General features: G+C 32.3%; 14 protein-coding genes. 12 read left to right on the top strand and 2 right to left on the bottom strand.

Translation table 11 applies throughout. The annotated features are described in order from the left end of the window. Window positions 1–94: 94 nt before the first annotated feature. Together IRZ99_RS00935 and IRZ99_RS00930 are read left to right on the top strand one after the other, a co-directional pair. A complete protein-coding gene (locus IRZ99_RS00935; protein WP_194655489.1) occupies window positions 95–535 on the top strand; it encodes a DUF6146 family protein in 441 nt (146 codons plus the stop codon). A gap of 33 nt (window positions 536–568) precedes the next feature. Continuing rightward, complete coding sequence (locus IRZ99_RS00930; protein ID WP_194655488.1) at window positions 569–871, top strand: DUF6787 family protein; 303 nt, start codon at window positions 569–571, stop codon at window positions 869–871. Here the strand turns inward: IRZ99_RS00930 and IRZ99_RS00925 are convergent. After that, entirely contained in the window at window positions 868–1,167 is a 300-nt protein-coding gene (locus tag IRZ99_RS00925) for a hypothetical protein (RefSeq protein ID WP_194655487.1), read from the bottom strand. The genes IRZ99_RS00930 and IRZ99_RS00925 overlap by 4 nt on opposite strands. 209 nt (window positions 1,168–1,376) lie before the next feature. On the opposite strand from IRZ99_RS00925, the gene IRZ99_RS00920 reads away from it, so the two are divergent. The 8 genes from IRZ99_RS00920 (at window position 1,377) to IRZ99_RS00885 (ending at window position 10,827) form a co-directional block, all read left to right on the top strand. Beyond that, window positions 1,377–2,042 (top strand): ABC transporter ATP-binding protein, encoded by a 666-nt coding sequence (locus IRZ99_RS00920; protein WP_194655486.1) that lies wholly within the window; start codon window positions 1,377–1,379, stop codon window positions 2,040–2,042. 121 nt (window positions 2,043–2,163) lie between these two features. Next, window positions 2,164–2,928: a TIGR02757 family protein gene (locus tag IRZ99_RS00915; RefSeq protein ID WP_194655485.1), complete on the top strand. Its 765-nt coding sequence runs from the start codon at window positions 2,164–2,166 to the stop codon at window positions 2,926–2,928. Window positions 2,929–2,999: 71 nt separating this feature from the next. After that, complete coding sequence (locus IRZ99_RS00910) at window positions 3,000–4,061, top strand: HEAT repeat domain-containing protein (protein ID WP_194655484.1); 1,062 nt, start codon at window positions 3,000–3,002, stop codon at window positions 4,059–4,061. Continuing rightward, window positions 4,058–5,494, top strand: a complete 1,437-nt coding sequence (locus IRZ99_RS00905; protein ID WP_194655483.1) for a glycosyltransferase family 2 protein — start codon at window positions 4,058–4,060, stop codon at window positions 5,492–5,494. The genes IRZ99_RS00910 and IRZ99_RS00905 overlap by 4 nt, the downstream gene beginning before the upstream one ends. A 134-nt stretch (window positions 5,495–5,628) precedes the next feature. Then, entirely contained in the window at window positions 5,629–6,768 is a 1,140-nt protein-coding gene (locus IRZ99_RS00900; RefSeq protein ID WP_194655482.1) for a YaiO family outer membrane beta-barrel protein, read from the top strand. 5 nt (window positions 6,769–6,773) lie between these two features. Next, window positions 6,774–8,987: a DUF4838 domain-containing protein gene (locus tag IRZ99_RS00895; protein ID WP_228518985.1), complete on the top strand. Its 2,214-nt coding sequence runs from the start codon at window positions 6,774–6,776 to the stop codon at window positions 8,985–8,987. An 8-nt stretch (window positions 8,988–8,995) separates the two neighbouring features. Then, entirely contained in the window at window positions 8,996–9,364 is a 369-nt protein-coding gene (locus IRZ99_RS00890) for a response regulator transcription factor (protein ID WP_194655481.1), read from the top strand. Window positions 9,365–9,474: 110 nt separating this feature from the next. Further along, window positions 9,475–10,827, top strand: a complete 1,353-nt coding sequence (locus IRZ99_RS00885) for a DEAD/DEAH box helicase (RefSeq protein ID WP_194655480.1) — start codon at window positions 9,475–9,477, stop codon at window positions 10,825–10,827. 120 nt (window positions 10,828–10,947) lie between these two features. Here IRZ99_RS00885 and IRZ99_RS00880 read toward each other — a convergent pair whose 3' ends face one another. Next, on the bottom strand, window positions 10,948–12,057 hold the full coding sequence (locus tag IRZ99_RS00880) for a lactonase family protein (RefSeq protein ID WP_194656122.1): 1,110 nt from the start codon (window positions 12,055–12,057) through the stop codon (window positions 10,948–10,950). Window positions 12,058–12,320: 263 nt separating this feature from the next. Between IRZ99_RS00880 and IRZ99_RS00875 the strand changes: the two genes are divergently transcribed. Together IRZ99_RS00875 and IRZ99_RS00870 are read left to right on the top strand one after the other, a co-directional pair. Then, a complete protein-coding gene (locus tag IRZ99_RS00875; protein ID WP_194655479.1) occupies window positions 12,321–14,249 on the top strand; it encodes a BatA and WFA domain-containing protein in 1,929 nt (642 codons plus the stop codon). A gap of 79 nt (window positions 14,250–14,328) precedes the next feature. Continuing rightward, window positions 14,329–15,585 (top strand): dihydroorotase family protein, encoded by a 1,257-nt coding sequence (locus IRZ99_RS00870; RefSeq protein WP_194655478.1) that lies wholly within the window; start codon window positions 14,329–14,331, stop codon window positions 15,583–15,585. Window positions 15,586–15,588 lie beyond the last annotated feature (3 nt).

The raw sequence follows: 15,588 nt of genomic DNA, 5'->3' as shown, positions 1-15,588 counted from the left end.
TTTATGTTTTAAAAAACCTTAGCAACTTAGTATCTCAGCCCCTTAGTACCTTTTCCAAAATTTATTCGTAAATTTAAGCTTCAAAAAGCGGATCATGAAAAAGATAATTTACATATTAATCGTAATTTTTACTATAGTTGCATGTTCTACAGCTTCAAAAAAGAATACGGTTGCGTCGACTTCATCTAAACCCAATCCGGGAGTAAATGATACTGTTCGAATTGCAAATGATTCTTTAGAGTATGAAGTAATTATCATAGATAATGGTTTTAGTACATGGTTGGCTTCGCGGGCATACCCTAGAAATTATCATTCTTTATCCTATCTTGAAAACAAAAATTATATTTATGTGACAGAATGGAATAATCGCGCAACACAACCACAACGCTACAATCCTAATTTATATGAAATGTCAATCGATTATCGACCTGACATTCATTATGGTTACGAAGTAAATTACTTGATTTATAACTATATGATTTATTTTCAAAATACTTACAAACAAAAGCTTGGCGGGTATGTTCCGATAAGATAATGTTGTTATATTTGTAATCGTTTTAAATAAAGCATGGATAAATTAAAGAAACGTTGGGGCATTACCTCAAATGTACAAGCCATAATTATACTTATCGTTTTTGCCATCACAGGATCGGCATCTGCGTGGTTGTCTAAACCTTTTTGCGTATGGCTAGGCATCACCAAAGAAGATTTTGGTGGTTGGTTTACTTTAATTCGTTTGTTGATTATATTCCCTATTTATCAGGTTTTATTGGTCGCTATTGGAACACTTTTTGGTCAATTTCGCTTCTTTTGGAACTTCGAAAAGAAAATGCTTAAAAATATGGGCCTTGGATTCCTTTTCAAAAACTAAATTTCCTTACTGCTTTTCTGAAAGTAATAGGTATAAATCCACGTAAGGGTAAAGGATGGAATTATATCCGTAAACGGAATTATTTCTTCAACAAATGTCAAAATACTGGCTACTTTCCCTACTCTCCCTTTATACATTCTTGTCATGACAAAGGCAGCGATTGGTGCCCATATCACATCTGAAAACTCACCAATTAAAGGAATACTGAAAGAAATCATACCAATTCCATCCAAAAGCAAACCTAAAAGGAGTTTCCTCATTTTATCTTCTTCGTTTATTGCTTGTAAATCTTGCATTTTCAATTCAATTAGAGATTATTCGAATTTAAAAAGAAATTAGCAAAGTAATTTATTTCTAATGCCCATTTTTTTCTTTAATTACCACTCATTCAATTTTCAAGCCAATTTTATTTTGCAAATTAGAATTTGGAATTTATCCTTAAACTTCGGGATTGGAATTTGATTCTAATCAGAATCTTTGTTTCTTTGTAGAAACAGTTTCAAAAATGATACACGCAAAAAATATACATAAATTCTACGATCAGCTTGAAGTTTTAAAAGGAGTTGATCTGCATATTAAAAAGGGTGAAATTGTTTCGATAGTTGGCGCTTCTGGTGCCGGAAAAACAACTTTATTACAGATCTTAGGAACTTTAGATAAACCGTCAAAATCTGAAACCGAAACTACATTAACTATTAATGGTGAAAATATTTTAGGATTGAATGATAAAACATTATCTAAATTCAGAAATTTAAATTTAGGTTTCATTTTTCAGTTTCATCAGCTTTTACCAGAATTTACAGCTTTAGAAAATGTGTGTATTCCAGCTTATATTGCGGGCAAAAAACCATCTGAAACTGAGTCTGAAGCTAAAAAAATATTGACTTTTTTAGGGTTATCACATCGAATCAATCATAAACCAAATGAACTTTCAGGCGGTGAACAACAACGTGTTGCTGTAGCAAGAGCATTAATCAATAAGCCTGATGTTATTTTTGCCGATGAACCTTCGGGAAATTTAGACACACATTCTGCAGAAAATTTACATCAGTTATTTTTCCAGCTTCGTGATGAATTCGGACAAACATTTGTCATCGTAACACACAACGAAGAATTGGCTAATATGGCCGATAGAAAATTGATAATGGTAGACGGGCAGATTAGTAATTAGGAGCTATTCCTGCTGTCCTTCCAAATCTTTTGTGTCGCCCGATAGCTATCGGGAGCAGCACAAAAGGATTTTCCCTCCCATCAGGGCTAGGGCACTTGAATACTAAGAACTTTCATTTCAAATGAATCAAAAAGAACTCAAAGAATTTCTCGACGAAAAAGTCATTCAATACAATAATCAGGATTTTATTGAGAGCGATCCTGTACAAATTCCGCATTTATTTACTCAAAAAGAAGATATTGAAATTGCCGGATTTTTGAGTGCGACTATTGCTTGGGGAAATCGTAAAATGATCATCAAAAATTCACATCAAATGATGGAATTGATGGGGAATACACCTTATGACTTTGTAATGTCGCATTCTGATGAAGATTTGTCGCGATTGGAAAATTTTGTACATCGTACTTTCAACGGAAAGGATTTCGGAGGTTTCATAAAAGGATTACAACATATTTATAAAAACTATAATGGTTTAGAAGCGGTATTTGCAAAAAATCAGGAAGAAAATAGTTTGCAGAAAAGCATTCATGAATTCAAAAAAATCTTCTTCGAAATTGATCATTTACCCCGAACACAAAAACACATTTCTGATCCGCTAAACAATTCGGCAGCAAAAAGAATCAACATGTATTTACGCTGGATGGTTCGTCAGGATACAAAAGGCGTCGATTTAGGCATTTGGAAAACCATTTCTCCCGCTTCATTATCTTGTCCGCTTGATGTTCATTCCGGAAATGTAGCCCGCAAATTAGGCATCCTCTCGCGAAAACAGAATGATGGAAAAGCTCTAGCCGAATTAGATTTTAAGCTTCGTGAAATGGATTCAAAAGATCCGGTAAAATATGATTTTGCCCTTTTTGGACTAGGTGTTTTCGAAGGCTTTTAGCTTGAAAATCAACCTTTTTTATTCGGGTTTCTCGCTTTTTTTTCGTAATATTACGATATAAAGCTAATTTTATGGAAAAGCTTATAGAAATTATAAAACATTTCGTTATTCCATTCTTTTTTATTCTCAGCCTATCGCTAATAGTTATTTTACTCCTAAAAAGAATCTATTATCAATACAACTTGCCTTATAGACATCAAATTATTCGAAAATCAGAAATATTTTTAACCGAGATTACCTTATCAAAACCTGATAAAAATACATTAAAATATAAAATCGCAAAATTCAAATCTGAAATTCCAATTCATAAAACATGGTGCAAAGAAATGCTGATTTGTGACATGATTAGAATGAAAAGTAATTTAAAAGGAAAAACAGCTAAAAATATTCTTTTAATTTATAAAGAACTTGACCTAAACCATTATTCTGCTAGTTTAATTCGGGACTTCAGAAAATATAAAAAATGTGAAGGGATTTACCATTTTCAGGCTTTAGGCTACAAACCCGGAATTTCAATTTTAAAAAATTATTTATTTCACCGTAATAAAATCATCAGATCCAATGCAAATATTGCTTATTTGGCTTTATCAAAAGGTGATTGGCAAGCAGTTGACAAGCTTCGAATTAAAAATTCCATCATCACCACCATAAAAGTTATGGATGTACTGCATTCAGAGAAAATACCGCAGCCCAAGCAATTAGACCTCTGGATTCAGGCTAAAAACCCAACAATTTTAAAATTGGCTGTAATGACAATGGTTTTTTATAATTACAGAAATAAAGCAGCCGAAATAATAAAATTACTCCATCACGAAGATAAGGCTTTGAAAATTGATGCTATAACCGCAATTCAGGACCTGTTTTTAATAGAAGCGGAAGACGAAATACTGGCATTATTTTATAATGAACCTATCGAAATTCAACTGGAAATGTTGGAGGCTTTGGCTGAAATCGGATCTAAAAAAACAATTGATTTCCTGAAGATTGAAATTCCGAAACAGGAAGTAAAAGACCTAAAATTAAAAATGGTGTGTTCTTTAGATAGTTTAGATAGTGAGGCCTTAAATGCCTTAGGAAAGAAAGATTCAGACACCCAGAAAATGATTAATCATAACAGAAAATTAGAACTATGATGCATAATCTTTTACATTATCTTATTCGTTGTTATGATATTTTTATAGCCTCCTTTTCACTTGGCTATATTTTATTTTATATTTTTTTATCAATCTTATCCTATTGGGCAATCATAAAACATTTAAAATATCAAAAATATCTTGACGAAGAGGTACTACTTCGTTCTAATCATATTTTAGGTGTGTCAGTTGTTGCACCAGCCTTTAATGAAGGCGTAAACATTGTATACAATGTCAAATCATTGCTTTCATTAACATATCCAAAATTTGAAATCATAATTGTGAATGACGGAAGCACCGATGATACGCTCGAAAAATTGATAACTGAATTTGATTTGGTTAAAATTGACTTTTATTATCAGGAAAAAATACTAACGCAGCCTGTAAGAGGTCATTATAAATCAAAAAATCCTGCCTACTCAAAACTAATGGTAGTTGATAAACTAAATGGTAAAAGCAAAGCCGACGCATCTAATGCAGGAATAAATTCTTCACAATATCCTTTGTTTTTATGTACTGATGTTGATTGCATTTTAAAAAGCAATACTATTCTAAAATTAGCAAAGCCGTTCATGGAAAATGAAACCAGAGTTATTGCAACTGGGGCAGGAATCAGAATTTCAAATTCGTGTGATATTAAAGAAGGTTTTTTATTTAAAGTACATTACCCTAAAGAATGGTATCCGCGTTTTCAGGAACTAGAATATGTACGATCCTTTTTATTTGGCCGAATGGCCTGGAGCCAAATAAACGGACTTCTTCTAGTTTCTGGCGGATTAGGTATGTTTGACAAAGATATTGTTATAAAAGCAGGCGGTTACTGGCACAAATCGTTGGGAGAAGATATGGAACTTGTTACGCGTATGAGAAAATATATGCATGATGCAAATGAAAAATTTTTGATTCAATATATACCTGAATCACTTTGCTGGACAGAAGTTCCGAGTACAAGGCAAGTATTTTTGAGACAACGCATCCGCTGGGCAAGAGGATTAATACAAACACTCTATTTACATCGAAAAATGTTTTTAAATCCAAAATATGGAAGAACGGCTTTTCTGGTTCTGCCTTTTTTTTTCAGCTTTGAATTTTTAGTTCCAATTATAGAGTTTTTAGGCATTATCACTTTAATTGTAAGTCTCGCCTTTGGTCTGGTAGATTTTCACTATCTTTTAATAATCAGTACTATTGTTTATCTCTTTTATCTCTCGATAACGATAATTTCTATTTTGATTGACGAAATATTATACAAGAGCTATGCGAATTATAAAGAGCTAATTACGCTGGTTGGAATGGCAGTTATTGAACCTTTTGTTTATCATCCTGTCAATGTCTACGCCTCGTTAAAAGGATATTGGTATTTCTTTTCTCAAAAAGAACAAAAATGGGGTGTGATGGTTCGTAAAGGTTATGAAAAACCAGTTAAAAAATAATTTGAAAGATGAAAAGTAATAAACTCATATCAATAACTACATCACTTTTTTGCCTGCTTTTATTTTCTTATCAAAATATAAACGCACAAAAAAAAGTTGACACGGATAGTCTTTTGACTGTTATCCTAAAAAATATGAAGACCAATCATCCTGATTATAAGTTAAATATTAAGAGAGCATTGTTAGGGAAAAAACTAGCTCCGGATTATCTTGATTTTCATTTAGTGTTGGGACGAAATTATGATTTGATCAAATCAAAAGACAGTGCCCGATATTATTATAATTATGTTATTGATAAAAATCCAGTTTATGAAGACGCCTTTCTTTATCTCATTAATCTAGATATTGAAGAACAAAAATACGAAGAAGGTCTTATTACAACCGAAAAAGCAATTGAGTTATTTCCAGACAGCAAACCTTTTCGTATCAGAAGAATTGCAATATATTCTTTGCAAAACGATACTAAAAATGAAGCAAAATATCTAAAATCCATCAAAGCCAAATTCCCGAATGATCCCGATATCGGACAGCGTCTTTATCTTTTGTATTCAAAAACAAATTTTGAACGGGTTGGAGTCTATTATAATGAAACTACAATTAACCGGGATGGAGTTGGCCCCTGGTACTTAGCCAGTGTAGATTATATGAGGCAGCGAATCTGGGGCAGCGTAAGTGCAAAATTAAATTATGCAAAAAGACGTTCTTCAAGTTTAGTTATGTCAAGCGGATTTCAGGCGGAAGCTGAATCTTATCTTTTTGCCAAAAAAAATAATTACCATTATATTGATGTTGCCTATAGTCAGGACAGCGCCTTTCCTGAATTTCGATTAGGTTATTCGTACTATCATAATTTTAGTAAAGGTTGGGAAGCTGATTTAGGAGCGCGATATATTTTAATGCAGGATAATAGTAATTTAAAGGCGCTAAATATTGGTTTAGGAAAGTATTTTGGCTCTTTTTGGGTTAACTTAAGATCGTTCATTCAAGAAGATGGCACTTCAATTAATATTACTTCCAGATATTATTATAAAACAAAATATGATTACATAACACTAATTGCCGGTTACGGTACTTCACTAGACGACAGAACAAGAGCTGCGCAGTATGAAGTGAGAATGTCTGCAAGTTCTTATCGGGTAAGTGCAGGTTTTTCTAAATTGATTAAAAGTCACTACATTTTTGGTCTTCTCATTACAGCAAACGAACAGGAATATGTGGCAAATGAATTCCAAACAGAACTTGATTTTGCATTTTTAATGCAATATAAATTTTAAATATTATGAAAAAAAAGCACAACCGCTATGCTCCCCAACTCTTTTTTTTCCTATTAAGCTTTACTATGATGGCACAGTCTGAAATTAGTATATCGAATAAAAACAGTATAATCTCAAAATCTGAAGATAGTCAGAGTGCTGCTTTACTTTTAAAAAAATATCTTGATAAAGCTTTTGACAAACCTTTTGACAATATTTCTGAAAACAAAAAAGAAGAAGATTTATCTGAAATAATTTTAGAAATTTCGGATCAGGAAAAACTAAAACCAAATGAATTTATAATCAAAAGTGATTCAAAATCGATCTATTTAATAGCACAAAATCCAAAATATCTTCGATACGCGGTTTATACATTACTTGAAATTTGGGAGTTTAGAAAATTTACTGCTACAGAAACCTATATTCCAAAAGTCGAACAGTTAACATTTTTAAAAAATAGTAAGCAAACCTATCAGCCAGCATTCGATTACAGAGCCCTTTTTTATCCCGATAGTTATGATGAAGATTTTAGAGAATGGCACAAACTCGATTGGCAGGTTGATGATTTTGGCATTTGGGGTCATTCTTTTAATGTTTTAGTTCCGCCAAAAGAATATTTCAAAAGCAATCCTAAACTTTTTGCTTTATACGAAGGAAAAAGAAATGGAGAATCTTTGTGTATGACAAATGACACGGTTGTGGATCTGGTTGAGAAAAAAATGACCAAAATTATTGCCGATACACCCAATGCCCAATTTTATTCGGTAAGCCAGAATGATGATGTAGTTTATTGTGAATGTACAGAGTGCAAAAAGTTGAATGAGAAATACGGTGGCCCTCAGGGATCTTTTTATTATTTTTTGAATAAAATTGCCAAACATTTTCCAAAAACAAAAATCACCACACTCGCCTATTTACATACTCTAAAGCCGCCAGTAAATTTAAAAATAGAACCTAACATTTACACTATTTTTTGTCCGATTGAATTAAATCGCGGAAAAGCAATTACTGCTCAAAATTCGGCTTCATTTGTGAAAATGCTTGAAAACTGGAGTGCTACATCTCCACATTTATTCCTTTGGGATTATACGGTTCAGTTTTCTAATTACATGTCGCCTTTTCCCAATTTTGAACCTTTTCAGAGCAATTATAAACTCTTCAAAAAAAATAAAGTAGAGGGTGTTTTTGTACAGGGATACGCTGATGTTCCAGGAGACTTTTCAGAATTAAGACAATATCTTTTAGCCAAATTACTTTGGGACACTGATATTGATATTAAAGCTGTAACTGCTGATTTTCTAAGAGGTTTTTATGGAAAAGCCGCACCATTTGTTGGAAATTATTTGAATCTTTTAACTGAAAATCAAAATAAAAACAATGCCTATTTAGATATTTATTCAGGACCTGTACAAGCCAGAAATACTTTTTTGACTCCCGAAGCGATGGATCAGTATGATCAATTATTGGAAAAAGCGTCTAGTGCAGTTGAAGACGATAAAACACTAAATATCAGAATTAAAAAATTACGTTTAGCACTGGAATTTGTTTATTTTGAACAATCTAAATTCTACGGAAAAAACCAACATGGAATGTTTGTCGTAAATGACAAAGGAGAAAAAGAAGTTAAAAAAGGCTTAACAGAAAGAGTTTTAAAATTTACAAAATCCTGTAATGAATTTGGAATTTACGAATTAAGTGAAGGCGGCCTTTCACCAGATAACTATTACAAAGAATGGTTGGAAATTTGCAAAAACACGACAACGCATTTAGGCGAAGATTTAAAAGTAAGTTTTATAATACCGCCATCAGATGATTTTAAAGGAAAAGGAAGTGTTGGCTTGGTTGATGGCAACAAAGGATATAAAGACTTCAATATCAACTGGATTGGATGGTATGGAACTGAACCTTCTCTTGAAATTGAAACAAAAAAACTAGACTTTAATGCGTTGAAATTAAATTTTCTCGATGATCAGAGGCATTGGATTTTTACACCAAAAAAAATATTGATTTATGGATATGAAAATCAAAAATGGAAACTTTTAGAAGAAAAAACTTGTGATAATTTAACTGAAAATGACCAAATTACAACAAAATCATGGGAAATAATAAACCAAAAATTTAGTAGTTTTATAAAAATCAAAATAGTTATAAAACCCCAAACAGAAATACCTAGCTGGAGAAAACGAAAAAACAAAAAACCTATGCTAATGATGGATGAAATAGAATTATATAAAAAATAAAAGCCAACATGAATAGTAACGAAAAAAAAATTCTGATTATCGATAATGATGAAATGACTATCGAAATTCTAAAATTTATTTTAAAAAAAGAAGGGTATAAAATAAGTATTGCAAAAGATGGCATCAGTGCATTAGAACGAATTCCTATCATTATGCCCGATTTGGTTATTACTACTATAATTATTCCGCTTAAATCGGGATTGCAAATTATTAGCACAATCAAACAAAATTTCAAAAATATTCGCGTGATAGCACTTTCTTCTTTAGGTGAAGAAGAAAGTACAGTAGAAGAAGCTTTTGAATTGGGTGTTGATGATTTTATTGCAAAACCATTTAATCCAAACGAGCTTTTATTGCGAATAAAACGATTTTTATAGCAATTTAAAGTCTAATTTTGAGAAATACGAATGCCCCAATCTGTTGTAATTTCTAAGAAACATCAATTTTTCAGCTATTTATAGCTATCTTTGCACAAAATTTAATGCAAATGAGCACTTTCGAAAAATTCAATCTTCCAAAATCACTACAAAAAGCAATCGACGAACTAGGATTTGTTACTCCTACTCCTATTCAGGAAAAATCCTTTTCTGTGATTATGTCTGGCCGAGATATGATGGGAATTGCACAGACCGGTACCGGTAAAACATTTGCTTATTTATTGCCTCTTTTAAAATTATACAAATTTACACCAACGAATACGCCTAAAATTGTAATTCTCGTTCCAACCCGTGAATTAGTAGTTCAGGTGGTAGATGAAATCGAGAAATTAACCAAATACATGTCGGTTAAAACGCTTGGTATTTTTGGTGGTGTAAACATCAATACACAAAAAAAAGCGGTTTATGAAGGTGTTGACGTTTTAGTTGGAACGCCAGGTAGAATGATGGATTTAGCTTTGGATGCTGTTGTTCGTTTTGATGAAACTCAAAAATTAGTTATTGATGAGTTTGATGAAATGCTGAATTTAGGTTTCCGTACACAATTGACAGCGCTTTTGGCAATGATGAAAACCAAACGTCAAAACATCTTATTTTCAGCAACCATGACTGATGAAGTTGATGCTGTTTTGAATGACTTTTTTGATTTTCCGGAAGAAGTTACCCTTGCTGCTTCAGGAACTCCGCTTGAAAATATTACTCAGATCACTTATAATGTTCCGAACTTCAATACTAAAGTAAACTTACTGAAGCACTTATTAGAAACAAATGAAAGCATGGAACGTGTTTTGGTTTTTGTTAATAATAAGAAGATTTCAGACATGCTTCACACGCGTATCGAAGAAGATTTTGAAGGTCAGTTTGGAGTGATTCACTCTAACAAATCTCAAAATTACCGTTTGAGTACGATGGCTGAATTCCAGGAAGGAAATCTTCGTGGATTGATTACTACTGATATTATGGCGAGAGGTTTGGATATTTCGAATATCTCTCACGTAATTAACTTTGAACTTCCTGAATTCCCTGAATTGTATATGCACAGAATTGGTCGTACAGGTCGTGCAGATGCTACAGGAACTGCAATCAGTTTTATCACGCCACGTGAAGAAGAATTTAAAGTAGAAGTGGAAGTTTTAATGAATCAGGAATTAGAAGTAGCAGAATTCCCAGAAGAAGTTGAAATTTCATCAAAACTAATTGAGCCAGAAAAAGACAGACAACCAATTAAGTTTTTAATGAAAAAACAAACACTTAAAGGTGATGGTGCTTTTCATGAAAAAGATAAAAAGAATAAAAAAGTTAACCTTGGAGGACCTTCTAAGACTAAAAAGAAAACGCACGGATCTGTCAATCGAAATATGTTGAAAACGAGAGATAAAAAGAGAAAAGATAAGGATAAATAGATTTTTTATAGGAGCAAAGGTTCAAAGGAACAAAGCGACAAAGTATAAAAAAAGGCTCAAAAGTACAGAATTTAAAAACCTTTGTACCTTTGAGCCTTTGTTGCTTTGAACTTATTCAAATTATATTTTCGTAAACACAAGTCCAACCGGAGAGCACAATTCTATTCTTTTTCCTGTATCAGTAAGTTTTCCGCTAGTTTTATCTCTTTTGAATATTACAATATTACTAGTGTATTGATGCCCTACTAAAAGATAATTTCCTGTTGGATCAATTGCAAAATCTCTTGGGCCTTTTCCTAAAGTACTTTGTTGTTCAACTAACTCAATAGCTCCATTTTTTAGAATTTTATAAACTGAAATATTGTTCGCATCTACTCTATCGGTTACATATAAAAACTTCCCATCAGGTGAAATTTTGATCGCTGCTGCACCGGTTCCGCCTTTGAAATCTTTTGCGAGAATACTTGTTTCTGCAATCTTTTTTAAGTTTCCGCTTTTATCATAACTAAAAGTCGTAAGCGTCGCATCTAATTCCTGAATAAGATATACAAATTTACCATCTTTACTAAATGTCAAATGCCTTGGTCCACTTCCTGGTTTTACATCAACGCTTCCTTTTAATGTCAGCATTTCGTTTTTAGAACTCGGATTGTATTTGTAGATAAACACTTTATCTAAACCTAAATCATTAGACAGAACGAATTTTTTATCTGGAGAAAACATAACCATATGTACATGCGCTTTTTCCTGACGTGCTGCATTAGGTCCTTTTCCTTCGTGCTGAATCACTTGTCGTACTTCACTAATGCTTCCATCTGCTTTTTTCTTAAAAACGACAATATTACCGCCTGAATAATTGGCTACAATGACATTTTTATCGTCATTTATCAAATGACAAGGGTCAGCTCCTAAAGCTTTATTTGTATTTAAAAAAGTAACTTTTCCTGATTTCGCATTATATCCAAAAGCACTAACAGCACTTTGATCTCCATTTTCGTTTACAGCATATATAAATTTGTTATCTGCTGAAACTGATAAATAACTCGGACTGATAACATTTTCTGAAGAATTTTTAAATTTAAATTCACCTGAAGCCGCATCGAATTCATAAACATAAATCCCCTTGCTCTGGCAAGTATTTGTGTAGGTGCCTATCAATAAATTAAATTTACTCTGAGCCTGAGTAGTAAAAGCTAACGCTGAAAAAAGCAGCATATATAATCCTTTCATAGTTTTTTGTGGTTTTTTTAATATGCTAAAATACTCAATAATATCATTAGAAATTACATTTTTCGTTACAAATGAATTATCAAAAGTTACATTATTACAATTCAATTTTAGTTGTTTAAACCATATAAGTAACATAAGTTCATTTAAATTTTGGCACATAGTAATCTTTGTTTATAATCTCTTATATTACTTATAAGGTTTGATCAAAAATTTGTATTTTTGACCAGTATCTACAAAAAGTAGTGAAATAAATCGAAGCCAGAATGCATTTTAAACACCCCGAAATTCTATACTTTCTGTTTTTATTGATTGTTCCAATTTTGGTGCATTTATTTCAATTACGACGTTTTAAAACTTCTTATTTCACCAACGTCAAATTTTTAAAAGAACTTGCCGTTCAGACTCGTAAAAGCTCTAAAATCAAAAAAAGATTATTACTGGCAACCCGATTGCTATTATTAACTTGTGTTATTATTGCCTTTGCTCAACCCTTTTTTGAAGCCAAAGACAGCAAAAATGCCACAAACGAAATGTATATTGTTCTCGACAATTCTTTCAGCATGCAAGCCAAAGGCAAAAAAGGGGAATTATTAAAACGTGCCGTTCAGGAATTGCTTGAAAACACACCTGAAAACACACAATTTTCATTATTGACCAACACCGAAAATTTCTGGAATACGGATATAAAATCTTCAAAAAGTGCTTTACAGAATTTAAAATACAGTGCCACAGCTTTCGAACTTTCTTCGATAATGGCAAAAATCAAAGCGCATAAATCAGCACATAAAAAAGACATTGTTATTATTACGGATGCTGTTGGCTTAGCCGAAAAAGATGTAAAAAATATCGATTCTGAAGAGAAGCCTTATTTTATCATTCCAGAAGCCGAACAAAAAAACAATGTTGCTATTGACAGCGTTTTTATCAACCAGACTTTAGAAAATTTTTATGAAATTGGAATAACTTTGTCAGCTTATGGTGATGATTTTAAGCCCATTTCGATGGCATTATACAATCAAAACAAACTGATTGCCAAAACCATTATTAATTTTGATAAGAAGAAAAAAGAGATTCATTTTACGATTCCAAAAGAAGCTTTTCATGGTTATGTAAGCATTGAAGATAATGGCCTTACGTATGATAACAAACTTTATTTTAGTATTTCAAAAGCTAAAAAAACAAATGTGATCAGCATTGGAGAGCCTGAAAAAAGTAATTTCCTATCACGAATCTATACTTCAGCGGAATTTAACTACCACAATTACTCTATCAGCAGTTTAGATTATAATAGTCTTGAAGAACAAAATACTATTATTCTGAATGAATTAGCTGAAGTTCCGCAGGCTTTGCAAACCACTTTGAAAGCTTTTGTTACTAAAGGCGGAAATTTGGTTGTCATTCCTTCTGAAAAAACTTCGGTTTCAAATCTTAATTCTTTTCTTGGAAATTTTGGAAAAGTTCAATTTAGAAATCTTGAAGCCAAAAGCAAGTTAATTACCAAGATCAACTTTGATCATCCTTTATTTTCTGGTGTTTTTGAGAACAAAATCACGAACTTTCAATATCCAAAAACAAATAACTCGTTTGCTGTTTCAAGTCCGTATCCTGCAGTTTTATCTTATGAAGATCAAAGTGTATTTGTGACGGCTATTCAAAATCCGGTTTCAGGTATTACTGTTTTTTCAGCACCGATAAATTACGAAAATTCAAACTTTCAGCAATCACCTTTAATTGTTCCCTTATTCTATAAAATGGGACAAAACAATCAAAAAACAGGCGTAAATGCTCTTACAATTGGCAATAATCAACCTTATTTTGTGGATGTTTTATTGACAAAAGATGCCATTTTGGAAGTAAAAGGAAATGAAGATTTTTTTATTCCGATTCAACAAATACTGAATAATAAAGTAAAATTAACGTTCAATGATTTTCCGGAAACTGCTGGAAATTATAGCATTTTTGACAGAAAACAATCTGTTGAAAACCTGAGTTTCAATTATAAAAGAAGCGAAAGTGATTTGAGTCAGGTAAATACAAACATAGTTTCAGATTTTAAAACTGCTGATACAATTTCGACCATATTTAACACCTTACAAACTGAACGAACTGACAGCCAAATTTGGAAATGGTTTGTTATCTTTGCACTGTTATTTTTAGCATTAGAAATGGCAATCATCAAATTTGTAAAGTAAAGCTTAGATTTCTTTTAGAGCATCTTACTTTTTACAAAAATCAATTTACGATTTAAGTACAAAATAAATTTATCTACATATGAAAATAATCATCAGAAGCGCCAAAATTATCGATTCAAAAAGTCCGTTTCATAACCAGACTGTTGATCTTTTAATTGCAGATGGTTTAATAGAAAAAATTGGAACTTCAATTCTTGATATTGAAGATTCAACCGAAGTGAAATTTGATAATTTGCATCTTTCTCAAGGTTGGTTTGACAGCAGTGTTTCCTTTGGAGAACCCGGTTATGAAGACAGAGAAACAATTGCAAATGGCTTAAATGTTGCTGCAAAAAGCGGATTTACAGGCGTAGCTTTACAACCTAACTCCTTCCCTGTTATCGACAATCAATCACAAGTGAATTTTGTAAAAAACAAAGCAAATGGTTTTGCCACAGAACTTTTCCCCATTGGAGCTTTAACCAAAGCCAGCGAAGGAAAAGATATGGCTGAATTGTTTGACATGAAAAAAGCAGGAGCAATCGCTTTTGGAGATTATAATAAAAGTCTCGATAACGCCAATCTTCTAAAAATTGCTTTACAATATGTTCAGGATTTTGATGGATTAGTAATTGCTTATTCACAAGATGCTAACATCAAAGGAAACGGTGTTGCCAATGAAGGAATTGTTTCGACAAAATTAGGTTTAAAAGGAATTCCGAATTTAGCCGAAGAATTGCAAGTGGCCCGAAACTTATTTTTACTAGAATATTCCGGAGGAAAACTTCATATTCCGACAATTTCTACTGCAAAATCAGTTGAATTAATTAAAGAGGCGAAAGCCAAAGGATTGCAGATTACTTGTAGCGTATCTGTACATCATTTAATTCTGACTGATGAAAAACTAGAAGGTTTTGATACGAGATATAAAGTAACTCCACCATTGCGAACTGAAGCCGACAGAACTGCTCTTGTAAACGCAGTTTTAGACGGAACAATTGATATGATAACTTCAGATCACAATCCGATTGATATTGAGTTCAAAAAAATGGAATTTGATACCGCTAAAAACGGAACAATTGGACTAGAAAGTGCTTTTGGAGCTTTATTAACTATTTTACCTTTAGAAACGGTTATTGAAAAACTAACCTTAGGAAAAGCGGTTTTCGGAATTGAAAACAATTCTATTACTGAAGGTTCTAAAGCCAACTTCACTTTCTTTACACCTGAAGGGAAATCAACTTTCACGAAAGAAAATATCCTTTCAAAATCTAAAAATTCTGCCTTTTTAGGAACTGAAATTAAAGGTTCGGTTTATGGAATTTTAAATCAAAACAAACTTGTTACCACAAAATAATTA

The organism is Flavobacterium sp. LC2016-12 (assembly GCF_015351595.1).
GTDB lineage: Bacteria > Bacteroidota > Bacteroidia > Flavobacteriales > Flavobacteriaceae > Flavobacterium.
Note: the sequence above shows the minus strand (reverse complement) of the source record. Positions and strands in the feature narration are given on the sequence as shown.

What these genes read in the sequence shown, in the direction of transcription:
- IRZ99_RS00935 (WP_194655489.1), top strand. Translation starts at nt 95, where the DNA reads ATGAAAAAGATAATTTACATATTAATCGTAATTTTTACTATAGTTGCA.
- IRZ99_RS00930 (WP_194655488.1), top strand. Translation starts at nt 569, where the DNA reads ATGGATAAATTAAAGAAACGTTGGGGCATTACCTCAAATGTACAAGCC.
- IRZ99_RS00925 (WP_194655487.1), bottom strand. Translation starts at nt 1,167, where the DNA reads ATGCAAGATTTACAAGCAATAAACGAAGAAGATAAAATGAGGAAACTC.
- IRZ99_RS00920 (WP_194655486.1), top strand. Translation starts at nt 1,377, where the DNA reads ATGATACACGCAAAAAATATACATAAATTCTACGATCAGCTTGAAGTT.
- IRZ99_RS00915 (WP_194655485.1), top strand. Translation starts at nt 2,164, where the DNA reads ATGAATCAAAAAGAACTCAAAGAATTTCTCGACGAAAAAGTCATTCAA.
- IRZ99_RS00910 (WP_194655484.1), top strand. Translation starts at nt 3,000, where the DNA reads ATGGAAAAGCTTATAGAAATTATAAAACATTTCGTTATTCCATTCTTT.
- IRZ99_RS00905 (WP_194655483.1), top strand. Translation starts at nt 4,058, where the DNA reads ATGATGCATAATCTTTTACATTATCTTATTCGTTGTTATGATATTTTT.
- IRZ99_RS00900 (WP_194655482.1), top strand. Translation starts at nt 5,629, where the DNA reads ATGAAGACCAATCATCCTGATTATAAGTTAAATATTAAGAGAGCATTG.
- IRZ99_RS00895 (WP_228518985.1), top strand. Translation starts at nt 6,774, where the DNA reads ATGAAAAAAAAGCACAACCGCTATGCTCCCCAACTCTTTTTTTTCCTA.
- IRZ99_RS00890 (WP_194655481.1), top strand. Translation starts at nt 8,996, where the DNA reads ATGAATAGTAACGAAAAAAAAATTCTGATTATCGATAATGATGAAATG.
- IRZ99_RS00885 (WP_194655480.1), top strand. Translation starts at nt 9,475, where the DNA reads ATGAGCACTTTCGAAAAATTCAATCTTCCAAAATCACTACAAAAAGCA.
- IRZ99_RS00880 (WP_194656122.1), bottom strand. Translation starts at nt 12,057, where the DNA reads ATGAAAGGATTATATATGCTGCTTTTTTCAGCGTTAGCTTTTACTACT.
- IRZ99_RS00875 (WP_194655479.1), top strand. Translation starts at nt 12,321, where the DNA reads ATGCATTTTAAACACCCCGAAATTCTATACTTTCTGTTTTTATTGATT.
- IRZ99_RS00870 (WP_194655478.1), top strand. Translation starts at nt 14,329, where the DNA reads ATGAAAATAATCATCAGAAGCGCCAAAATTATCGATTCAAAAAGTCCG.